The 23280-nt window shown below is 40.1% G+C and carries 25 protein-coding genes and 1 pseudogene; 1 reads left to right on the top strand and 25 read right to left on the bottom strand.

Features of this window, described 5'->3' with window-relative positions; translation table 11 throughout:
• Positions 1 to 55: 55 nt before the first annotated feature.
• The 8 genes and pseudogenes from VV1_RS11495 to VV1_RS25120 form a co-directional block, all read right to left on the bottom strand.
• The gene (locus VV1_RS11495) at positions 56 to 535 is read right to left on the bottom strand and encodes a hypothetical protein (protein ID WP_043920992.1); all 480 of its coding nucleotides are present in this window, start codon (positions 533 to 535) and stop codon (positions 56 to 58) included.
• Between the two features lie 145 nt (positions 536 to 680).
• A complete protein-coding gene (locus VV1_RS11490; RefSeq protein WP_133295513.1) occupies positions 681 to 1271 on the bottom strand; it encodes a hypothetical protein in 591 nt (196 codons plus the stop codon).
• A gap of 210 nt (positions 1272 to 1481) precedes the next feature.
• Positions 1482 to 1850 (bottom strand): hypothetical protein, encoded by a 369-nt coding sequence (locus VV1_RS11485; protein WP_011080292.1) that lies wholly within the window; start codon positions 1848 to 1850, stop codon positions 1482 to 1484.
• A gap of 136 nt (positions 1851 to 1986) precedes the next feature.
• Positions 1987 to 2415: a hypothetical protein gene (locus VV1_RS11480; protein ID WP_011080291.1), complete on the bottom strand. Its 429-nt coding sequence runs from the start codon at positions 2413 to 2415 to the stop codon at positions 1987 to 1989.
• 141 nt (positions 2416 to 2556) lie between these two features.
• Positions 2557 to 3084 (bottom strand): hypothetical protein, encoded by a 528-nt coding sequence (locus VV1_RS11475; RefSeq protein ID WP_243742139.1) that lies wholly within the window; start codon positions 3082 to 3084, stop codon positions 2557 to 2559.
• Positions 3085 to 4177: 1093 nt separating this feature from the next.
• Positions 4178 to 4810 (bottom strand): hypothetical protein, encoded by a 633-nt coding sequence (locus VV1_RS11470; RefSeq protein WP_043920990.1) that lies wholly within the window; start codon positions 4808 to 4810, stop codon positions 4178 to 4180.
• Between the two features lie 150 nt (positions 4811 to 4960).
• Complete coding sequence (locus VV1_RS11465) at positions 4961 to 5884, bottom strand: hypothetical protein (RefSeq protein WP_011080287.1); 924 nt, start codon at positions 5882 to 5884, stop codon at positions 4961 to 4963.
• 748 nt (positions 5885 to 6632) lie between these two features.
• Positions 6633 to 6818, bottom strand: a pseudogene (locus tag VV1_RS25120) (hypothetical protein).
• Positions 6819 to 7109: 291 nt separating this feature from the next.
• Here VV1_RS25120 and VV1_RS11460 point away from each other — a divergent pair.
• Positions 7110 to 7310 (top strand): hypothetical protein, encoded by a 201-nt coding sequence (locus VV1_RS11460; protein ID WP_043920989.1) that lies wholly within the window; start codon positions 7110 to 7112, stop codon positions 7308 to 7310.
• A 184-nt stretch (positions 7311 to 7494) separates the two neighbouring features.
• On the opposite strand, the gene VV1_RS11455 is transcribed toward VV1_RS11460, so the two are convergent.
• The 17 genes from VV1_RS11455 to VV1_RS11370 all read right to left on the bottom strand — a co-directional run bounded on the left by VV1_RS11455 (position 7495) and on the right by VV1_RS11370 (position 23234).
• A complete protein-coding gene (locus tag VV1_RS11455; RefSeq protein ID WP_011080286.1) occupies positions 7495 to 7956 on the bottom strand; it encodes a GNAT family N-acetyltransferase in 462 nt (153 codons plus the stop codon).
• Between the two features lie 165 nt (positions 7957 to 8121).
• Positions 8122 to 8493, bottom strand: coding sequence for a nuclear transport factor 2 family protein (locus VV1_RS11450; RefSeq protein WP_043920988.1), 372 nt, complete (start codon positions 8491 to 8493; stop codon positions 8122 to 8124).
• A gap of 169 nt (positions 8494 to 8662) precedes the next feature.
• On the bottom strand, positions 8663 to 9241 hold the full coding sequence (locus VV1_RS11445; protein WP_080553426.1) for a PH domain-containing protein: 579 nt from the start codon (positions 9239 to 9241) through the stop codon (positions 8663 to 8665).
• A gap of 165 nt (positions 9242 to 9406) precedes the next feature.
• Positions 9407 to 9871, bottom strand: a complete 465-nt coding sequence (locus VV1_RS11440) for an acyltransferase (protein ID WP_000203717.1) — start codon at positions 9869 to 9871, stop codon at positions 9407 to 9409.
• Between the two features lie 146 nt (positions 9872 to 10017).
• Positions 10018 to 10443 carry a bifunctional diaminohydroxyphosphoribosylaminopyrimidine deaminase/5-amino-6-(5-phosphoribosylamino)uracil reductase RibD gene (locus VV1_RS11435; RefSeq protein ID WP_011080284.1) on the bottom strand — a complete coding sequence of 142 codons (426 nt, stop codon included), beginning with the start codon at positions 10441 to 10443 and terminating at the stop codon, positions 10018 to 10020.
• A 124-nt stretch (positions 10444 to 10567) separates the two neighbouring features.
• Positions 10568 to 11038 (bottom strand): hypothetical protein, encoded by a 471-nt coding sequence (locus VV1_RS11430; protein WP_043920987.1) that lies wholly within the window; start codon positions 11036 to 11038, stop codon positions 10568 to 10570.
• Positions 11038 to 11931: a DUF4747 family protein gene (locus tag VV1_RS11425; RefSeq protein ID WP_043920986.1), complete on the bottom strand. Its 894-nt coding sequence runs from the start codon at positions 11929 to 11931 to the stop codon at positions 11038 to 11040. Before VV1_RS11425 ends, VV1_RS11430 begins: the two co-directional genes overlap by 1 nt.
• A 1682-nt stretch (positions 11932 to 13613) precedes the next feature.
• Positions 13614 to 14324, bottom strand: a complete 711-nt coding sequence (locus tag VV1_RS11415; RefSeq protein ID WP_011080282.1) for a hypothetical protein — start codon at positions 14322 to 14324, stop codon at positions 13614 to 13616.
• Between the two features lie 156 nt (positions 14325 to 14480).
• A complete protein-coding gene (locus VV1_RS11410; protein WP_043920984.1) occupies positions 14481 to 14939 on the bottom strand; it encodes a hypothetical protein in 459 nt (152 codons plus the stop codon).
• Positions 14940 to 15131: 192 nt separating this feature from the next.
• Entirely contained in the window at positions 15132 to 15941 is an 810-nt protein-coding gene (locus VV1_RS11405; protein WP_011080280.1) for a hypothetical protein, read from the bottom strand.
• 175 nt (positions 15942 to 16116) lie between these two features.
• Positions 16117 to 16461 carry a hypothetical protein gene (locus VV1_RS11400; protein ID WP_043920983.1) on the bottom strand — a complete coding sequence of 115 codons (345 nt, stop codon included), beginning with the start codon at positions 16459 to 16461 and terminating at the stop codon, positions 16117 to 16119.
• 694 nt (positions 16462 to 17155) lie between these two features.
• On the bottom strand, positions 17156 to 17491 hold the full coding sequence (locus VV1_RS11395; protein ID WP_043920982.1) for a hypothetical protein: 336 nt from the start codon (positions 17489 to 17491) through the stop codon (positions 17156 to 17158).
• A gap of 141 nt (positions 17492 to 17632) precedes the next feature.
• Positions 17633 to 18004: a hypothetical protein gene (locus VV1_RS11390; protein WP_011080279.1), complete on the bottom strand. Its 372-nt coding sequence runs from the start codon at positions 18002 to 18004 to the stop codon at positions 17633 to 17635.
• A 695-nt stretch (positions 18005 to 18699) separates the two neighbouring features.
• Complete coding sequence (locus VV1_RS11385; protein ID WP_011080278.1) at positions 18700 to 19002, bottom strand: type II toxin-antitoxin system RelE/ParE family toxin; 303 nt, start codon at positions 19000 to 19002, stop codon at positions 18700 to 18702.
• Entirely contained in the window at positions 18990 to 19247 is a 258-nt protein-coding gene (locus VV1_RS11380) for a type II toxin-antitoxin system Phd/YefM family antitoxin (protein WP_005448240.1), read from the bottom strand. Before VV1_RS11380 ends, VV1_RS11385 begins: the two co-directional genes overlap by 13 nt.
• Before the next feature lie 1244 nt (positions 19248 to 20491).
• On the bottom strand, positions 20492 to 21796 hold the full coding sequence (locus VV1_RS11375; protein WP_011080276.1) for a KAP family P-loop NTPase fold protein: 1305 nt from the start codon (positions 21794 to 21796) through the stop codon (positions 20492 to 20494).
• Between the two features lie 613 nt (positions 21797 to 22409).
• Positions 22410 to 23234: a DUF4393 domain-containing protein gene (locus VV1_RS11370; RefSeq protein WP_011080275.1), complete on the bottom strand. Its 825-nt coding sequence runs from the start codon at positions 23232 to 23234 to the stop codon at positions 22410 to 22412.
• Positions 23235 to 23280 lie beyond the last annotated feature (46 nt).

Below are 23280 nucleotides of genomic sequence, written 5' to 3'. Positions count from 1 at the left end.
ATTCAAACCAAAAATGCCAAGCGTTGTGAATCCCTCTTAAATGCTTTGTTAGAAATTACTTTAGGTTCGTGAAACTCAGTGGTTTGGGATGGCAATCCCCATAAATGTCTATATCTGTTCCACCATTATTGGGTAAAGCTTTTAAAACCAATGATAGAGCTGACTTTCCGTTGTCCATATGTGAGTCGTTGTCATCAAACTCCCACACTTCATAAAACTCTGGGTAGCTATGTGAGACTACATTTATGGCAGTCACTTGACTTGGCTGATAGCCACACATTTGATGGAAACTATCAAGTACATCTTTCAGTACAAGTTTGTCTACTACAGCAATTGTTTGCCCAGGAGTTCCTGCCATTATTTGACCAAATACCGACTTTGAATCGGTAGTTTCAACTTCAGCAAGGCGATAAGGTGAATACGATAATGCTAACTTTGAGTTCGCTTCTAACAGCAATTTGTCTGCGCTACTCGCTGCAATGGGCATACTCAGACATAGGGCTGATAAGCCCCAAAAAATCTTATTTTTACGCAAGATACATTCCTTGTAATTTCTAACGCCCAATTAAGGGGTGAACAACGCTACCACCCAACCTAAAAGATTGTGCCATAAACACTAAATTTGATGTAGAAGCAAAAATGCCAAGCGTTGTGAATCCCTCTTAAATTGCTTGTTATGTTTATTTTGCCAACCAAGCACTAATTGCAGCAAGCGAGACCAAAATAACCCTTTCAATAACACGTATCAGTTCTGCTCTATTGTTGTCTTTGTACCTGAAATCTTTTAACTGTAGCCAACGCCTAAACAGGTATGGCGATAATAACCCAGCAGAGGCATGACTCGAGGCCAAAGCATATTTTTTGAAAACCTTTAGATGCTTATTAATCAACCTAGGCGATATGTCTACAGGTTGTTTATATCTAGCAATGACAATATTCTTTTCGTGAACATTGTAGATCTCTGAGGTGTACGGAGAAAGCACTACTAAAACATCTCCAATTGAGCCTTGAGTGTAATAAAGTTGCGCATTTCGTTCACTACATATCGCCAAAGGTTCCTTATTTTCATTTGGAATTTTAGCTATACCTAGACTTCTACTACCGAATTTTACGTATGTTGCATTATGGAACTGACTACTTAATAAGTTTGAATTTCTGTATTTTTTTCGTTGTTTCAATTGAGTCAGGTACACGTCACCAAAAGCAGCTAGAGACTCTTTCTGAAAGGTCTTAAACTCTTTTTCTATCCTTACATCTAAATCAGGCCACATACATCTCCGTATATATGCACGATCATCTAGTTTTGTAAGCTTTCGAGCAAATTTGTCCTTTTTCATCATACTCCTTGTAAACATAACGCCCAATTAAGGGGTGAACAACGCTACCACCCAACCTAAAGCATTGTGCCATAAACACTAAATTTGAAGTAGAACCCAAAATGCCAAGCGTTGTGAATCCCTCTTAAATTGCTTGTTATAAGCCTACCCAAAGATACGTGCCCAAAACCCTTTCTTTTCTGTTGGCTGAGGTTTCTGACCTTTAGTTGGTTTAATGCATTTATTAACCTGTTTCTTTTCGTCAGCAGCAGCTATTAGAATGTTCACTAAATCAAAGGTTGATTCATAATTAATCACATCACAAGCCTGCACAGATTTTGACTCGGAAAATAGGTCTTGGAAAATATCTTTCCATACGTTGTAGTATTTCGAGCACTGTTTTTCAGTACCAAACATTTGCCCATAAGAACCGCAAAGCAATGCATGGGTAATCTGTTTGCGCTGCCCATTGACCGCTTTAGCTTGGGATATTTGCTCCGCACTGAGAGTAACAAGTATTAAAGAATTTTCCATATTTCCTCTTTGGCTTATAACGCCGCATTAAGTGGTGAGCAACGCAGACCACCAAACTTAAAGTATGATGCCGTAAACACCGAAGTTGAAGCAAACCAAAAATGCCGAGCGTTGGGAATCCGTCTTAAATGCTTTGTTAAGTGTCTGTTTGTACCAATGGTCCAACCAAGGCTGCCCCATTAGGTAAAAGAACGCTGTCATAAACGAAGACAAAGCCGTCATATTTGTCTGCTATCTGAAATAGGCTTTGCCAGATCTTGTGGTTATCTTCAAAGTCAGTATCAGAAACTAGTCCAAGCACAACTTTTGTATGACTAATTGCGTAACTAGTATTCTCTTTTCTATCGTCGCTATTGTTCAAAGAAGCGATGTACCCAAGAAAACCATCAATATGATTAGGAATTTCTGAAGATTCCATAATATTGAATCGAACAACATCCTCACCTAACTTGACATCGTAGTACGTTGGCTTTCTAAATATACCTTTGTCGCTTGTCACATCATCAAATACATCTTTTAGATCAACATTATCTCTTTGTATGTATATTGCTCCATTTGCTGCCATTATTTCTCCTTTTGACACTTAACGCCCTGTTAAGGTGTGAGCAACGCAATACCGAAGCTATCGCATACCACCTTAAACACTACACGCAACGCATAGCAAAAATGCCAAGCGTTGCGAATCACTCTTAAACAGATTGTTAAGCTACTTGCCCGCCATTACCGCTGAGGTAACGGTTTCACCAATATTAATCTTACATTTTTCAAACAGCATTCGTTCAAAATTTTTGACGATTTCATAATTGGTTTCTACATGTTCAGGAGTCAAACTGCTATCCCATGGGCATTGCATTTGCGTGCGTAATTCATCACGAGTTTTAACATCTGTAGTAAATTCGATTGGTTTCCCATGAGCGATTGAATCTCGCAATTCTTTCAGCTCCCAAAGCGATTTATAGACACCTACACTTTTATCAAACTCTTCTCCTGCTGAAGAACACACCTGAGAAATTTTGTCATGGTAAGGCTTGCGCTCTTCCCACCCTTTAACTCTCTTTGAACCGACGAAATTAACGAGAGCTTCTACTGAAAATGCCAATGAAATCAGACATGATAAACAATCTAAAGCTAATGCATATTCTTCATCGCTTGCTAACTTATTACGAATAGTTTCTCTCTGATAATGCGCAAGATTCATCAAATCATTGTGTGGATATACTCTAACTCGTGCCATATTTTCTCCTAGTAGCTTAACGCCGCATTAAGGGGCAGCAACGCGCTACCACAGAACTTCAATTTAACACCGTAAACACAGATGCCAAGATTTAAACCAAACTCGCCACGCGTTGACTGTCCCTCTTGAATGCTTTGTTAGTTGCCAAGCCTAACGCTTTCATTTGAAGTCAATTACCGCTTTGCCAACACTAAGGTTATGTGTTCTGAAAACTCAAATCAGGCGCAGTTTCAAAGCGTCTGTCACTGAAACCACTTGGAATTTACAACGCCGTAGAAAACGGACTTTGAACACCAAACAAACCTTTTGGAACGACAATACAGCAGAGCAGACTTTCAACAAGCTAATCAGCGTCTGCAGCAGAAAACCCAAACCGCACAAGGAACCAAAACACGATTTTCACAAATCCAAATAACTAGAAATGGAAATACGAAAACCTAGCCAAAAACACATCGACATTAGCCCTAAACATTCTGCTTCAGGTACATTTTTCCTCGTTGGCAACTAACGCTGCGTTAAGGGGTGAATGCCGCCTAAACCAACTTTCCGCAGACCACTTTCACCGCCAAAACTCACTGCATACCAAAAATGCCACGCGGCATGAATCCCACTTGAACGCCTTGTTATGTTTAAGCTTCAAGGGCTTACGTTTTACCAAAACCAAGATTAACTCTGCTTTGATTTACAAACAAAAGCCAAAACCTAAAAACTGAAACGACTCAAAATTTTGAAAATCAAACTTTGAACTTAACAGTCAAAATTCAAAAAACTAAGATCAAATTTCCGATTGAGCCAGCCACCCTAACCTCGTGCTTATCCGAAAATTGACTGAGGCAACTCGCAGAATTTTTAGCGCCCACAATTTGGAGTCCAGAAAACAGCGACCACTGAAGTTAACTTGCCGACAAAGCCAAAATTAGAAATCCAAGAAAAGATGCAAGCTGCTGATTTTACGTAATTAAACATAACGCTCTGTTAAGGGGTGAGCAACGCAATACCAAAGTCGCTGCATACCACCTTAAACACTAAAACCAACGCACAGTAAAAATGCCACGCGTTGCGAATCCCTCTTAAACAGTTTGTTATACCTGTTCTAACCATTTGCATTTGAACGGGCTTTTTCTATTACTTTTATCAAGTTTGATGGTTCTACAAGCTGTTCCGCGTACTCTTTATAACGAGTAAGTAACGATTCAAACTCTCTGATCTCTATTTCGATTTCTTTAGCATTAACTGCATCAGGATCTACACCAGACATGCTTAATATTAATTCAATGCGGTCTTCTGGTGTTTCACAAGTCGGCAGCATTGCATTAATAACCAAGCCAGAAGCTGCACCATGTAGAGTCCGTACTCGATCACTTTTATGACCAATTATTTCCCTTAACCGCTTCTGCAACTCATAGTCTTTGAAAGCAAGGCATGAATCTGAAAAGATGGCTTGCTGGAGCACATATAGCCTAGCCCCTTGCTCACGGAGAATACAGTCACAAACTGAGAGATACGGCTTCAAGTCTTCATCTTTGAGTGACCCGATATAATGAACAGGATCCCACCCACAGCTGTTCATAAGACGTAAGGCATCTTCGGTCATGTCTTTTAAGACAAAGTATGTCGAAAATATTTGTACATGTGCTTTTTGCCTTTGGGCATCATCAGAGATAGATTTTACTTTCTCCAAGCCAGAAAAAAGCACTTTTAATATTCTTAATAAATCTGAAAACACTCTGACTCCAAATAACTACAGATAAAGGTATAACGCCGCATTAAGGTGTGAGCAACGCTACCACCTAACCTAAACAATGCCACCGTAAACACAAAACCCAACGATGGAGTGAAAAATGCCAAGCGTTGCGAATCACTCTTAAATGCTTTGTTAGGCAATATTTTGCAGGTTGCTCATAAAAGTTTCGAAAACTGCACGACCTTTCTGTGAATTAGCTGCGTGAATTTTAATATACTCACTTTCATCTAGCTCAAGATCTAACTCCTCTCGCACAGAAAGAAGGAGGTGAGGAGTTAAGTCATTGACTCGAAAAAACTCAGACATACAACGCTCAGTAAACTTAAAATGTTCTTCATTTTGAACAGCCCAATTCGCATCAATTTCAGATGCTATCTGATCTCGCGACTTACACTCATTTTCAAAAGCAAGATTTACACGCCCCCATGCACCTTCATCTCTGACGCCATCTAAGTTCATGTTTTTCATAATGGTTAAGCAGCGCTCGATTTCATCATTGTGCTTTTTTCTATAAGTTTCTAAGAACTCGATATGAACCTTACGGTTTATTAATAGACCACGTTCGAGGAAAAGACTCATATATGCTACACCTACTTCACCGGTGAAGTTAGTTAAATTCTTTACCGTTATTTCCGTCCCAACCAGAGTGATTTTAGCAATCTGAGCTGCGTTCTCTGAAAATGAGTCCGCTATTATCTGGTTCGAAATATCAAGGTTTGCCATCAAACCTAAAGCGCCTTGATACTTAGTCAATGCTTCTACACTATCTAGGTATACTTCTTTCTTAAGGAGCTTTTCTCTTTCAATTGATGCTAGTCTCAATTGATGGTTACTTTTAACCTCTTCAAGCATCTCTGCATAACCAGATTTGACTTGTTCAACTTCACTAGTAATTTCTCCAATATCTTCTTTCGTCGCGAGATTCTTAGCTTTTTCGGTAAAATAAGCGGGTAAGAATGACTTTAATACAAAAAAGAGAAAGCCAGCCCCTATTATTGCTCCAATGCCAAAACTTCCAAATATTTGAATCAGATCTTTTATATCGCTAATGCTCATTTTTACCTCTATTGCCTAACGCCGCGTTAAGGGGTGAATGCCGCCTAAACCAGCTTTCCGCACACCACTTTCACCACCAAAACCAACCGCATACCAAAAATGCCACGCGGCATGAATCCCACTTGAACGCCTTGTTATGTTTAAGACTCAAAGGGTTAAGTTTTACGATACCAAGAGCTTAACTCGACTTACCTTTACACACCAAAGCCACAGCCTAAAAAACTGAATTAACTAATAAAATTAATTGGATTTACTTTGAGTTGCAATGTTAGAAAACGAAAACCTGAAGCTCTAACTTTAAAACTGAGCAAGCTGCACTCGCCTCACCCAAACACTACATTTCAATGAGGCAACTCTCTGAATTTTTAGCGCCCACGAATTGGAGTCCAGAAAACAGCGATCAACGATGTTAACTTGCCGACAAGGGAAAAACTTGAAAGCTGCGTGAGCAAAAAAGAGTGCAACCAACTGATTTTACGTGATTAAACATAACGCTGCGTTAAGGGGTGCAGGCACGCAATACAAAAGCTACCGCACAGTACCGTAACCACTGAACCCAACGCAAACTGAAAATGCCACGCGTGCCAAATCCCACTTAAACGCCTTGTTATGCTTAAGCTTCAATGGGTTACGTTTTACTAGAAACAAGATTAACTCGACTTTGATTTACAAACAAAAGCCAAAACATAGAAAACCGAAATGACTCATAGTTTTGGAAATCTGGGCTTTGAAATTCGGCCGCTAAAACTCAAAAACCTAAGATAAAATTGCTGATTGAGCCAACTTCCCTAACCTCGCGCTTACCCGAAAATTGACTGAGGCAACGCTCTGAATTTTCAGCGCCAAAGAATAAATGTCCAGAAAACAGCGCCCAATGAAGCTAACTTGCCGACAAACTCGAAATCAACCAGCCGAGGGAACAAAGAAAAACCATAAACCACTGATTTTACGTGATTAAGCATAACGCCGCATTAAGGTGTGAGCAACGCTAACCACCTAACTTAAACCATTGCACCGTAAACACAAAACCAACCTTGAGATGAGAATGCCAAGCGTTGGGAATCACTCTTAAATGCTTTGTTATGTGCGTACCCTGCGTAGTCTGACCATAAAATTACAATTATGAAATCTAAATTAAATTTATGCGCCTAACTTGATCATACAAACAAACCCTACTACGTTTTATTTATACAACACTGTAATTTTATTACACAAGGAGTTAACTATGTTGTCAGCTATAAGGGATTTGTTCGTTCCTCACAAAGATTATGCAGGCCGCAATATCGACGCTGTGATCTCTCGTCTAGCGGCACAAACCAGCACAGACGCTCACGTTTGGTCTTACATTCAAGAGCTCTCTGTGTACGAAAACACCTTAAATGGAATGAGAGTTTACCCACACGAGCTCAGAAAACATGCGTCTTAGTCAATCATATCTACACTACATAAACCCTACAGTTGATCTAGATTGTAGGGTTTTTCCATCAAGCACATAACGCCTTGTTAAGGTGTGAGGCACGCAATACCGAAGCCTCCGCATATCACCTTAACCACAAAACCTGACGCATGGTAAAAATGCCACGCGTGCCGAATCACTCTTGAACAATTTGTTATACCGCTGCCTGCCGCTCCAAACGAACTTCTACTGCTTTAGCGTTTGAGTTGTCAGCCAACCCAAAAATACCTGATGCAACCCGCTCCGCAACCTTGAAACCTAATGCCTCAAAGATCTCCACGTTTCCAGTTTGCTCAACACACCAAACTGAGAGTAAATCTGCCGATGAGAACATACGCTCTGCCTCTAAAATTAAGTTTCGAGCGACACCTCTTTTACGGTACTCAGACATGACAGCAAGTGTACTTAAATTAAGCATATTGCCAGACAATTTAGCTTTTATAATACCCACTAACTTGTCATCCAAATAGTACCCCAAACAAGTCCACTCATCTGTTGAACTAACTGGATTTCTGTGGGCTTCGGAAGTCGGGCGATAGATTCTTCTTAGCTCGGAGAAGGTTGTTTTTGATAGAGATAAGAGCGACTGATCTGTACCGCTTATTTGCTTTATCATTGATTTCTCCTTTGCGGTATAACGCCCAATTAAGGGGTGAGCAACGCTACCACCCAACCTAAAACATTGTACCGTAACCACTAAAATTGAAGTAGAAGCAAAAATGCCAAGCGTTGGGAATCCCTCTTAAATTGTTTGTTATATGCCTGACCACCAAGCCTAGCTTTATATCAGTTCAAAAGCCGCGCATGGCGTTCCTTGATGATACTTCAACTGCCAGCAGCTCCCGGTAAAAGCCCAAATAGAACAACGTTTAGCATAATCGCTTACTTCACCAGACTCTTTGACTAAAGCTGATTCATATTTAAGAAGCTGAACTGACGGCTCAAGTTGAATACATTCATATTTTTGCGAATGAACATGAAAATTCGAAGGCTTTTCTGAACTCATCATTTCGATTATCGAGTTAAAGTTAAAACTGTTACCTGATTTACCAACTTCAGTAAAACTCGGGTGAATTAGGCGTTCAATATCAGCTCTATTTTTACGTATCTCATACTGATGAAGTTCGATTTCTTGTTCCACTAAAATATCCATTTCTTCTCCTGAACTGATAAAGCATATAACGCCCTGTTAAGGGGTGAGCAACGCAATACCGATGCCGCTGCATGCCTCCTTAAACACTTAAACCAACGCATAGTGACAATGCCACGCGTTGCGAATCCCTCTTGAACAGTTTGTTAGGCATCTTACCCAACAAAATCAATCATTTTTTGTATTTGGTCTTGTAACCGGGGTTCTCTTCAGGTCGGAGTGAGTTGGGATAGTGCAAGTCAGACTTAACATCGATAGAAACTTGTTTGATATTTTTGAATGTATCATTTGGGTAAGGGATCGCTATTATATCATTAGTGATTTGTTGACCTTTACCGCCGACTTCACCACAAAAAATCTTGATTGTTCCAACGTTAAACAAACTCTCAATTGGATTAATATTAACTTCAGCATTTGTGATCTTATCGTAATCAATCACTTTGTAATCAATACCCATAAAACCACTTCGAAAGAGAAGCCGCTTATTAGAATACGCATAGAACGTGTTTGGATACACTAGTAACTTGTATATTATTAGCGCTAAACCAAACCACATGACACACCCCTCAGATAAAAGCTGCACCGGATCTGTAGGAAAAAGTTCCGAGGACGACCTACCTAAAAATAAAAATAGTGGGATTCCGCATAAGAACACAAAAGAAGCATTTAGCATGTATGCTATAAAATAAGGCTTTTCCACCCACAGTACTTCTTCATTGTCATCTAAGACTGGTTTAAATATATCTTTCATAATATTAGTTTCTGAATAATTGCCACTGATGCCTAACGCCCGCCTAAGGGGCTGGCAACGCATTACCACTAAACTCAAACGCAACAACTGCAACCACCGCGGCTCAATGGGACTGGAAACGCCACGCGTTGACAGTCCCTCTTGAGGCGTTTGTTATGTTTGTACTTACGGCAAGTCTCTTAACTTTTTAGCCGGATTTCCTGCGTAGATCCCTTTCTCTGTAATGTTCTTAGTCACAACACTACCAGCACCAATAACTACGCCATCGCATATGCTAACTGGTAACACTGTTGCATTAGATCCAATTGTAACGTTGTTAGCGATAACTGTGCGTCCCCAGTTATCTGGATTTGGGTCTGGCTGACCGTTCTTAAAAAGATCGTTAGCAAACATAACCCCATGACCAACGAAGCAATCGTTGCCAATGGTTACATACTCACAAATAAAAGTGTGTGACTGGATCTTTGTTCGAGCGCCAATTACGGAGTTTTTTTGTATTTCTACAAACGGACCAATAAACACGTCATCCTTTAGCTCACAGCCATAAATATTAGAAGGCTCGATAACGGTGACATTTTCGCCACAAATAACATCTTTAATTTGAGCTTTTAAAACTCTCGGACTTGTCATTTTACCTCCGAAAACATAACGCCCGCCTAAGGGGCTGGCAACGCATAACAACTAAACTCAAACACAACAACCGTAACCACCGCGGCTCATTGGGACTGGAAACGCCACGCGTTGACAGTCCCTCTTGAGGCGTTTGTTATATGCCGCTACGACTTTCCCAGATATGGCTCTAAAAAAGCGCTAACCTGACTGCTACATAGCCCAATATCTACTTGTACGCCGGCTTGCTCAAGAATTTGAATCCCGCGCCCACCATTGCGTGGATCTGGGTCAAGTATTGAAACAACGACATGTTTAATGCCCGACTTTACGAGAGTCGCAGCACAGGCAGGTGTTCTACCAATAAATGAACAGGGCTCTAATGTTACGTAGGCTGTGACACTGTCCATATCGCCTGAGTACGCTTCAAGCGCTTGCACTTCTGCATGGTTACCGCCAATTTTTTGGGTAAAGCCCTCGGCTACAATACTGCCTTCTTTAACTAACACACAACCAACTGGTGGATTAGGTAGGCAATTTGGCAAAGCAAACTTAGAAACTTCCAAAGCTCTAAGCATATGTTCTTCTGACATTATTTTGGAGTTCTCATTTCAGGCATATAACGCCGCATTAAGGTGTGAGCTGCGCTCGGCTATACTTGAGCGAAGCGAAAATGCCGAGCGTTGCGAATCACTCTTAAATGCTTTGTTATAAATTTTATGTGTATTGCTCTATGACTTGCCTGATTTTTTGAGCTGCCAAGATAATTTGGAACGTAGTTAACCCAGAGATTAGGATTGAACTCAATAATATTGAACCTAACATTAGTTCACTCAACTCTGACATGAAGAACCAAATTGTAAAACTAGCGGCACAACAAAGTATACAAATCAAATAAGACGCCATTATACGATCAGAAACCTTATTGAATGAGCTCCATTCGTAAAGTTGCTTGTTGGACGTATTCTCCAAAGGTGCATGAACTTTTTGAGCCACTTTAAAGGTCACGCCAGTGAAGATAACAGGCAATGAGGGGATAAACTTCCATAGTTCTGTATTGCCTTTAAGTTTTCCACCTATAAGTACAAATACTTCCGGATAACTATATGTCATTGCAACCGTCAGAAGAATAACAACAAACTCCGGAGAAATAATAGTAAAGCGAAAAATATCTAGAATTCGATTCATCAGTGACCCAGGTGCCTTTTTTCTTTGATTTCGTCAAATATTCCAAGAGCTTTACGATAAAGAGCATCAGGCTCTGGATTTTTGTCGAAGGAAAAGTTCTTTACTGTCTCGGATGTTTTAATAGTTATAACTTCATTATCTCTTTTCCCTTTAACTGTTCCATGACCATAGCCGTCTGCTGCCATAAGTATTGCAGCGTCCCCGATCGGAAGAGGTTCTTCTGACACATATTGCTCATCTGCTGTCTGGTTTGCCGCTTTTTCTATGTGATATGGCAGATCTGTATTTAGCGGCTCACTTTCTGGGGCATCTTCGACGACGGTCATGCGATCAGTGTTTCGTTTGATTAAGTAGTCCTTTAACTCTGCCCAAAGACAGCCGAACATTGGGTTTGGAGGAGATATTTTCGCGTTAACATGATAGATACCATCCAATGATGATACTTTCGCAGCAAAAGAGCGTAAGTCTGAGACTAACTCAATGTCACAATCAACGAAAAAGCGTTGATAAGTTTCCTCGATAATAGAACAAAAGCGATTAACAAAAGCTTTTTGTTCAATGTGATTATACACATTAAGAAACGCAATACCCGAGTGGGACGGGATATATACAAAAGGGCTAGAGGCAACTTTCAAGTTAGGTTCAATTTGTGTTTCTTCTGTTCTCCGATGTGTATCTACGACAGTAACCTCACCTAACGGCTTGTATTTGCTTAGGCGACCGAAAATATAATGCTCCCCGTTACCCTTAACTTCTTGGACGTCAATGAACGTCCAAGATGAACCTCTATAAGATAAGGAAACAGGCTCTTTGATTGCATTCATTAACTTTTCTTGATCGAGAGTACCAAGTTTCAATACTCGACCTAAATAATATGTACCAGAGCTTGCCACTCATGACTCCTTTAAAAAATTTATAACGCTGCGTTAAGGGGTGAGTGCCGCCTAAACCAAGTTTCCGCAGACCACTTTCACCACCAAAACTCACCGCATACCAAAAATGCCACGCGGCACGAATCCCTCTTGAACGCCTTGTTATGTTTAAGACTCAAAGGGTTAAGTTTTACGATACCAAGAGCTTAACTCGACTTACCTTTGCACACCAAAACCATAGGCTAAAAAACTGAATTAACTCATAAAATTGATTGAATTCACATTGAGTCTTTACGTGAAAAACGAAAGCTGAAGCTCTAACGTTGAAACTGAACAAGCTGCACTCACCTCACCCAAACACCACATTTTAATGAGGCAACTCTCTGAATTTTTAGCGCCAAAGAATTGGAGTCCAGAAAACAGCGACCACTGAAGTTAACTTGCCGACAAAGCCAGAATTAGAAAGCCAAGAAAAGATGCAACCAACTGATTTTACATGATTAAACATAACGCCGCGTTAAGGGGTGCAGGCACGCAATACAAAAGCTACCGCATAGTGCCGTAACCACCGAACTCAACGCAAACTAAAAATGCCACGCGTGCCAAATCCCACTTTAACGCTTTGTTATGCTTAAGCTTCAACGCCCACATTTTTACCAAAACCAAGATTAACTCGGCTAGGATTAGTTAACAAAAGGCAAAACCTAAAAAACTGAAATGACTCATGATTTTTGAAAATCTGACTTTGAAATTTGGCTACTAAAACTCAAAAACCTAAGTTCAAAGTTCTGAATGAGCCAACTGCCCTAACCTCACGCTTACGCGAAAACTGATTGAGGCAATCCTCTGAATTTCCAGCGCCAAAGAATTGATGTCCAGAAAATAGCGCCCTATGAAGCTGACTTGCCGACGAACTCGAAACTAACAAGCCGAGGGAACAAAGAAAAACACTAAATCACTGATTTTACGAGATTAAGCATAACGCCCTGCTAAGGGGTGAGCAACGCAATACCGAAGCCGCCGAAAACCACCTTAATCACTAAATTCAACGCATAGTGAAAATGCCACGCGTTGTGAATCCCTCTTGAGCAGTTTGTTAGTTTGCAAACCCAAAGAGTTGATTTTACGTTATTTTAAACTTTGCAAACAACAAACATTATGTGCTTTGATGCACTTAAGTCAGGCGTAGTCTCAAAGCAGCTGTCAATGAAACCACTTGGAACAAGCAACGCCGCAGAAAACGAACTCACAACACCAAAAAGAGCTTTTGAATAACCAATCTCACAATGCGGACTTTCAACAAAGCCACTGAAACCACTTGAACTTACCACACCAGAGAAAGCATCCTTTCAGCAAGTAAATCGGCTTTTGCACCAACAAACTCACAGAGCAGAGTTTCAGAAAAAAGTTCGGCTCAATGACCCCAAAACTCACAACACCAAGAACAAATTTACCCTTTCAACGATGCCAGTTTTGGATTTTCACCACGCTAATTAACACTGAAATTGAACGCCGATACGACAATGTCAACTTTGAGCTTTTACCACTAGATCTTGCGATATAGCTGCGTTTTACCTCTTGCAAACTAACGCCCTGTTAAGGTGTGAGCAACGCAATACCTGAGCCGCCGCATACCACCTTAAACACTAAACGCAACGCATAGTAAAAATGCCACGCGTTGCGAATCACTCTTAAACAGTTTGTTAGGCAGGTTTAGGCTCAGTCCCTATAACCAAAGATATTGATACTTCGGCAGCTTCTTTTGAAGGCTCCACGTCCCCTCGAATACCGCTATTTATAGCCGCTAACATGCAGATGAATAGAATCAGTGCGCCTACGTAGATGTAATAACTTTTAAAGTAACTAAAATTATTTTGCTCGAAAAACTCATACCCAGCAAACTTGGCCATAAGAATTTTGGGGATAACTATGAAAACTGGGAAAAAAAGCGCTGCAAACACTGACCACCAAGGATAGATTGTCGGATTACCAAAACCGTACCATAGCCATAAACCAATAGGAGCTACAACAGCAACGACCCAATAAAACAATAGATTGGGCTTTACTTCATTACCATACCTTTCACTAATCTCGCGAAAAGCAACTTGCTGCCCTATAGCTTGAATACGCATGCCAGTTACAATACAAACAGAGGAAATAGTGGCTACATGAAGCTCTAACTCTGAATAGTGCAAACCTGCAATGGACGCTATAGATATCACAGGTTCTACAAAGAATGACTTGTAGAACTCTATACCAGACAGAATGAAACCTTTCCAAACTACGATTTTGCTAGATAATTCAGCTAAAGACGTCAAGGTCAGTATAAAGCCCATAACCATTGTCACTTTAGTCAATGCATTGCCTTTCTGAAAAGAACTCTTAAACTCGCCAATTTCTTTGTCAAAATTCATGCTCAATCTTACCCATCCTGCCTAACGCCGCGTTAAGTAGTGAGCAACGCTACCACAAAACCTAACCATACCATCGTAAACACAAAACCCAACGAAGGAATAAAAAATGCCGAGCGTTGGGAATCTGTCTTAAACGCTTTGTTATGTACGTTTTTGCTAAAAATTAGCTTTAAGGTAATCTGTAAGGGCGTCTTCTACACTATTTGTTATAGATGATATAAAAAACTGAGATGAGTCAGTGCCATTTCCACCAATAAGCATTGAACCATAATTCGGAGTTTCATATAGAACAAAACCGCCGGTCGGCATGATTGTCCCAAACCTTATTTCATAAGAAACAGCTGTACCTCTATTGTCTCCACCCTTACTTTCTATATCCATACACATTGTATTAACTGTAATGTTAAAAGAAAGGTCCTCATTAGCTTTCACACGAGCTCTAAGGAACTCACCTTCAATACGTTTTAATAACGCATCGTTAGTAAATGGGCAGTCACCGAAGACTGAAGAATATAACCCTAAACTATCAGGTTCTTCTCGTTTCATCCATTGAGGCAAATCTGCGTAAGCAACACTGTTAATTAAAACCAATAGATAGCCAATAAAATATTTCATAAATCAATCACTTAAATAACATCACTCAAAATGTGGATTATAGACTGAATCTCGAGTCCAAGTACATAACGCTGCGTTAAGGGGTGCAGGCACGCGATACAAAAGTTACCGCACAGTGCCGTAACCACCAAACTCAACGCAAACTGAAAATGCCACGCGTGCCAAATCCCTCTTAAACGCTTTGTTATGTTTTCATTGCCCAACTTTGCCAGTTTCCAATAAAGTCAACGCATAGTCACGCAACACCCTTGCATTGTCAGCCGACGCACTATTGCCACAAAATTCCTCTTGATACTTGATTTGAGGGCTTGAATATATGGGCAGTATATTCCGCTCATAACTCATTATTGTGCCTGAATCGCCACACTTAAATGCGCGAGCATACGGAACGAGTTTTTCCTGATATCCTTGCGGAACAGCGGATTTCAAAAACATTGTTAGATTGGGAATTGGATGTTTCTCACTATGCTGCGCCCACGATAAATGACCCAATTCATGCTCTAACACATGTATTGGCGCAGTAGAAGAGATAGCAAAGAACCACGCTCCAAAATACGATGATGCTTGGCCAGACAATCCAAATTGACTTTCATGCTTTCCATGAAAAATCAGACCATATTTTTCATTAGGACTAAGCTGTTTAACTGATATTTTTTGTTTTTCGAGAGCCTTACCGACCAAGTTGCCTGCTGCGACTAGACTACGAACTTCACTTTTATCTATGTAAAGTGGTACAACATCACCCAAGCTTCGGGTCAATGGAACACATGAATTCTTTAAAACCTGATTCGCGTACTTTATTGAAGCGTTCAGCGATTTTTTAATGTCTTCTATTGAAGATGACTCTAAGACTTCTTGGTCAACAAAAAAATTAATCTTCGTATTTGCCACTTTCTCAAAATTACAGCTAGGGAGCTTAAGTCCTCCTGAGTTTGGTTTTGTTAAAATTGCAATTCCGAAAACCACGATAATAGTGCCTATGGTCAAAACCTTTTTATTCATAAATCGGAATCATCCTTGAAATCGAAAATTGAAAGAAAACATAACGCCGCGTTAAGGGGTGAATGCCGCATAAACCAACTTTCCGTAGACCACTTCACCACCAAAACTTACTGCATACAAAAAATGCCACGCGGCATGAATCCCGCTTTAACGCCTTGTTATGTGTGTGGTTCAACTAGTCCCACTGCCCCTGCTCACTCACCAAAACTTTTTCATCTTGAGTTACTGTTAGTACACCAGAATCTGAAATCATGTAAACAACGTTACTATTAGTGAACTTATAACCCAAAAATTTTGAAGGAGTACCATCTGACAAATGAGTATGTAACGTGTGACCTTTAAGAATGATCTCATCACCAGATTTCTTAGACTTGCCATAATAAGTTACATCATCACAAGTAACCTCGCCTTCCATGCAGTTTGATGCTATGGAAACAACATAGTTCTTTGTCACTAACGTTGTCGCTAAACTTGAGAAACTAGCAATAAACAGCATAAACAAAGCTCCATACCTAGCCATGACTATCTCCAAACACATAACGCCTTGCTAAGGTGTGAGTAACGCAATACAAAAGCTACCGCACGGCGCCTTAAACACATAAGCCACCGCAAAGTAAAAATGCCACGCGTTACGAATCACTCTTAAGCAATTTGTTAGTACATGCGCTACTTCTATTTATGCGCTCCAAGATATTGAAAAGTGGCATGATATGAAAGGCTTTGAACACTGAAGTGAGACGGGCAGCTACAAAACTTTACCCCGATTGAAAGACGAAAGTTGGCTAGAAGAAAAATGCACTGAACTGCCCTACTTTCACTGGCTTTAAATTAAAAAAGGATTCTTTCCTCGTACTTCAACAGCCACACCAAAAGTAATCAAGGCTCTCTCAAAAAACACCACGAAAATGAAGAAGCGCCAAAGAAATAGGCTAAGAGTTAGAAGCCGTAGACGGTGAAATCAAAGCGAGCACTCCGCATATAGTGCCACCGGAAAGATCGTGAAAGGCACTAACTGAAAGGTGTAAATACGAGCGCCAAAACAGATAAACACCAGAACTTATGACCTTTGATGTCAAACCCGTACTAACGCCGCGTTAAGGGGTGCAGGCACGCACTACAATAGCTACCGCACAGCGACTTAATCACTGAACCCAACGCAAACCGAAAATGCCACGCGTGCCAAATCCCTCTTAAACGCTTTGTTATGTTTGTAATCAAAGCGTGCAACTTACATTTTTAGAGTAAGAATGAGCACTTTTGACATTGTTCGCCATTATATAGTACTCCATGTGCCTTTTTAGCCATGTACCATCGGGGCCATTATCTTCTGTTGGTTCCGAAACTAAATAACCATACGGGCAAAGCTCTTTAATTTTTTCCTCGAAAACACTATCGATTTCACCATTTGAACTTGTTAGCTTTTTTTCACTAATAGCTATCAAGGTGTAATTGTTATCATCAGCTTCATAACTGAGAACTTCTATTGGTGCTGCCTGACTAGCAGCACACCCAGTCAAAAATACTAAACTCATAAAAACTGAATGTTTCATTTTTATCCTTAAAACATAACGCCCAATTAAGGGGTGAACAACGCCTCCACCCAAACCTAAATCATTGTGCCATAAACACTAAAATTGAAGTAGAAGCAAAAATGCCAAGCGTTGTGAATCCCTCTTAAATTGCTTGTTATATTAATCTTTGTAATCGACTTTATTGTTAGTCAGCTTAACTAACTTTCTATGTTGGAGTTCACTGACAATATCGGAAACTTCTGCTTCAGAAATACCACCTTGAAACTGAAACATTGCTTTAATGGAGTTCGTTAGCGATTTTGCTTTCGCTGGTCTTAATTTAAGCAAACGTTCATATACGTAGGAAATAGTGTCAATTTCTTTCTCCTCTACAATAGCTTCAGGAATAGAAGGTTTTGATTCTATTATTCGCTCTTGAGGGTTAACTGTTTCTTCTTCCTTTCGAGCGGTCTGAATTAACAACTGTGCAAGGCGTAACTTATCGCGATAATCTAATTGTTCACATGCCAAAGCGATAACATCATAGTTCATAGAAACTCCTTTTGTGCTCGAATTTTTTGATTAATATAACGCCGCATTAAGGTGTGAGCGGCGCTTGGCTATACTTGAGCGAAGCGAAACTGCCAAGCGTTGCGAATCACTCTTAAATGCTTTGTTAGGCAAATTTCTAATTTACTCACTAACTTGCTTTGAAAGCAGAATACCTTAAACACGATAAGCAACCAATCTCCCACTGACTTTTTGTGATTCAAGAACTACTGAAGTCACTATGTTACAGCCTCACTTATAACAACCACGAAATGCGACTTATCCGCGACAAAGCAGCTTTTGAACCTGAGAAATTCAAAGCTGCGAAATGACAGCAATAATGAAAGCTTCGACTAACTTGCCCTTTCCACACTTTGAGCCAGTGAAGCTCAACACCAACCAACACTGAAACCCAATGAGGCAACCCACGAACTTTGGCATGTTTTACGGTTGAAGAGATTTAAGAATTAGAGCCGACAATACGGGATTGCCGACTAAGAAAAGCGAACTGCCAGAGGGAACAAAAAATTAGAACAAAGAACTTTTCTGCCTTTTGCCTAACGCCCTGTTAAGGTGTGAGCAACGCAATACCGAAGCCACCGCATGTCACACCTTAAACACTAAACCTAACGCATAGTAAAAATGCCACGCGTTGCGAATCACTCTTAAACAGTTTGTTAGCCGTTCATTCCCAAAGGTTATTGCTTGCTCAATAGGAACTTACGCAAGTCTCTCTCAGCACGCATAACAAACAAAATAAATACTTTGTCGCCGTCTTGTTTATAGAAAATACGGCACGGATTAACTACAACTTCACGATAACTTAGATGTTCTAGTTCAGGCGGAATGCGACCCGATTCAGGGAAAGCCTCTAAGCGCTCGACTTTAGAAAAGATCGCTTGAACCAATTGTTTTGCAGCTACGATATTTTCAAGTGCGATGTATTCAGCGATATCATTGAGGTCGGATAGCGCTGGCTCAGTCCAGATTATTTCAGCCATTTTGACATTTTGTCCTTGGCTTCATCGTGACTCACCACTTTACCGTCAGCTAATGCACGTTCACCTCGTGCAATCCCCTCAAGAATCGCTAAACGATTTTGCATAAACTCGTAATCATCAACATCAACCAGATATGCCGATGGCTTACCATGTTCGGTAATTAACACTGGTTCTTTAGTGTCGTGGAGATCGGCAAGGATCTTTGTTGCTTGGCGTTTGAGTGATGTAACTAGTTCTACTTTCATGAGAGCTGCTCCAAAGAAATACTAAAGTGATACTATTCTATCACTTTGAGTATAGCAAGCTCCATGACGGCTAACGCCGCGTTAAGGGGTGCAGGCACGCAATACAAAAGCTACCGCACAGCGACTTAATCACCGAACCCAACGCAAACCGAAAATGCCACGCGTGCCAAATCCCACTTAAACGCTTTGTTATGCTTAAGCTTCAATGGGTTACGTTTTTCTGGGAACAAGATTAACTCGACTTTGATTCAGAAACAAAAGCCAAAACTTAGAAAACTGAAATGAATCATAGTTTTGATATTCAGGTTAGGAATTTTGGCAAATCTAGTTTGAAGTTTGAAAGCCTAGAAATGGATTTCTGATTGAGCCACCGCCCCAACCTCGCGCTTGCCCGAGAATTGAATGAGGCAATTCTCTGAATTTCCAGCGCCACAGAATAAGTGTCCGAAAAGCAGCGTTCAAAAAAGCCAACTTGCCGACAAACTCGAAACTAACAAGCCGAGGGAACAAAGAAAAACCATAAACCACTGATTTTAGGTGATTAAGCATAACGCCCTGCTAAGGGGTGAGCAACGCAATACCAAAGCCGCCGCATACCACCTTAATCACTAAAATCAACGCATAGTAAAAATGCCACGCGTTGTGAATCCCTCTTGAGCAGTTTGTTAGTTTGCAGACCCAAAAGGTTGATTTTACGTTGTTTTAAACTTTGCGAACAATAAACTTTATGTGCTTTGATGCACCTAAGTCAGGCTTCGTCTCAAAGCGGCTAGTCAATGAAACCACGTGGAACAAACAACGCCGCAGAAAACGAACTCACAACACCAAAAAGCGCTTTTAGAAAACCAATCTCACAATGCGGACTTTCAACAAAGTCACTGAAACCACGTGAACTTGCCACACCTGAGAAAGCATCCTTTCAGCAAGTAAATCGGCTTTTGTACCAACAAACTCACAGAGCAGAGTTTCAGCAAAAAAGTTCGACTCAATGACCCCAAACTCACAACACCAAAGAACAAATTTACCCTTGAAACGATGCCAATTTTGGATTTTTACCACGCTAATTAACACTGAAATTGAACGCCAATACGACAATTTCAACTTTGAGCCTTTACACTAGATCTTGCGATATAGCTGCATTTTTCCTCTTGCAAACTAACGCCGCATTAAGGTGTGAGCGACGCTTGGCTATACTTGAGCGAAGCGAAACTGCCAAGCGTTGCGAATCACTCTTAAATGCTTTGTTATATTTTGTCTTCAATGATGTCATCAGTAGGCATTTTAAACATTGAGACTATGCCACACGCTTCTTCAAACTGCTTTACATAAAATACGTTCGACGCTTGGGGAGTCAATGAACTTTTGTAGTGCTCTTTAAAGAAATCATGAAGCCATTTATAGTTTGCGCTTGTCGAGAAAAACCGCCCTTCCGATACCTGATTGAAGATTTCACTATTTTTTACTTTCATCATTGCAGCCGGTAGAAAGAACTCAAAAAGCGAAGACCCTTTTTCTTTAGGAAGAGCTGCAAAGCAGAAACTAACGTAACTAAACGCCCTTTCGATCTCGCGACTATTCATATTTAAGTGCTTTGGCTGACACAGTAAAGTAAACATATTCTTTAGCGACGTAATTCTTTGCTGTTGATTTGGTAATTCAATATTAAACTCCCGAACAAAACTATCAAACAACTGTTCATAAGAGCTTGTTGATGACTTCTCATCAACAACTGGTAAATTAGCCTCTATATGAATAAACTTCTCTAGATACTTCAATGCATCTTTATTTTCAACACCGTAAACGTGAGATATTATCTTTGACAATTGAGACTTGTTGTAAGAAATAACAAAAATCACATTCTTAGCAGCAAATAAGTGCTTTACCTTTTCAAGAACTTCAACAGCAAAGTCTGGGCGACATCGATCTAACTCATCAATGAAAAATATGACTTTTTCACCATTTTGGCTAACTGATTCTAAAGCATCTACATACGATTGGATGTTTGATTTAGCATTTTCGTATGCTTTGAATTTCTCATTTAACTCTAGTTCTAGTGTACCGAAAGTCGCCGAATTAAAGGTTTTTATAGCTATTTTCTCTAATTCTGAGTTATCAATCATTCCAGCAGTCAAAGATTTAAGGGCTAAATTGCTCGATAACTTTATCAGCTCTCCTGCGGTTTTTTTTGTTAAGTCTTTGAGATGTTCTAACTGCTTTTTAACCTTTACGCTTTTACCTGTTGACTCAAAATAGCCTTCGACTTCATGGAATATAGTCGCACCAATAGATAAAAACGTATCATTAGAAAAATCGTTGGAAAATGCATCATAGTAAATCGGAATAATTTTTTCTGTTGCTTTTAGATCGTGGATTAACTGATGAATAAAAGCTGTTTTACCTGCTCCCCAAGTAGCATCAATCGCTAGAACAAAACCACTTTCTGAATTAGAAAAAATATTCAATAAGCTCTTTGCAAAAGCTTCACGACCGAAAAGGTATTCACTACTTTCACATACCCTTGTCGCTTGATGTTCAATTGATAATCTCATTGGATCCTCGAAAAATATAACGCTGCGTTAAGGGGTGAATGCCGCTCAAACCTACCTTCCGCAGACCACTTTCACCACCAAAACTCACCGCATACCAAAAATGCCACGCGGCATGAATCCCTCTTGAACGCCTTGTTATGCTTAAGCTTCAACGGCTTACGTTTTACTAGAACCAAGATTAACTCGACTTTGATTTACAAACAAAAGCCAAAACGTAGAAAACCGAAAGGACTCATAGTTTTGAAAATCGGGCTTTGAAATTCGGCTGCTAAAACTCAAAACCTAAGATCAAATTGCTGATTGAGCCAGCTACCCTAACCTCGCGCTTACCTGAAAATTGATTGAGGCAACTCTCTGAATTTTCAGCGCCAAAGAATAAATGTCCGAAAAGCAGCGCCCAATGAAACCGACTTGCCGACAAGCACAAAACCAATCAGCCAAGGGAACAAAGAAAAACCATAAACCACTGATTTTACGTGATTAAGCATAACGCCCTGTTAAGGTGTGAGCAACGCAATACCGATGCCGCCGCATACCACCTTAATCACCAAACGCAACGCATAGTAAAAATGCTACGCGTTGCGAATCACTCTTGAACAGTTTGTTAGAAGAATTATTGTGTTCGATGATCTACTACACAAACATCAATAAATTGACGACCCAAATCGGTTACAAGAACAGCCGTTTTTATTATTTCGGCAACTCTACCCTCTTGTTTGTTGATATTACTAACTATACTTTTGACCGCCGTATGAGAAATAATATCGTCGTAGATACCTTCTTCAATGAGTTGAAAATTATCTGGGATATCAACAAGCCCTAAACGAATTAAATTACTCCAATACGAAGAGTTTAATCCCAAATTCTCCAATTTAAGTTTCTCACCAATATTGGTGAAATACCTATACTCATATCTACCACCCGATTTGTCTTTACGATTATTTTTTATGTCTACAATAGGAGCAGAACCTGATGAAGCAAAGTAAACAAGCAATTTAGCCTCGTCTGATGACAACTGCTTAATTATTTCTACAAAAGATGGATGAGCTTTATGAGTTGTATTTTTATCCATACTTGAAGCGATCAAGTTAGCATAAAGCTCTTTCAATTCTTCTATGCTACCTGTGTACTTGAGTGATTCGAGCGCAGGGCCTGCTACATTTGGCGGAGGAGAAACGATGTCTTCATCTTTTACATTAGATAACTTCTCGGACACTTTTGTATCAACAAAATCTTTAATTTTGTCATAACCCCAAACTAACGCAGAGACAGGAGCCAATGCTACATTGACAGTTTTTGCTACTGTGCCTAAGGCCTTTCCTATTTCCTTCGCAGCAGGTTGTAATGCGTCTTCATAAACTGGAATAGCTTTAGCTAATCCAGTTACGGCATTGATAGTTCCTTCAATATTGCTCTCGTTACTACTTTCATTACTCATAATTGGAATTGTTCCTTATTCTTCTAACGCCGCGTTAAGGGGCGCA

Origin of the sequence: Vibrio vulnificus CMCP6 (genome assembly GCF_000039765.1) — a bacterium.
GTDB classification, from domain to species: domain Bacteria; phylum Pseudomonadota; class Gammaproteobacteria; order Enterobacterales; family Vibrionaceae; genus Vibrio; species Vibrio vulnificus_B.
This window is presented reverse-complemented; position numbering and strand designations above follow the sequence as displayed.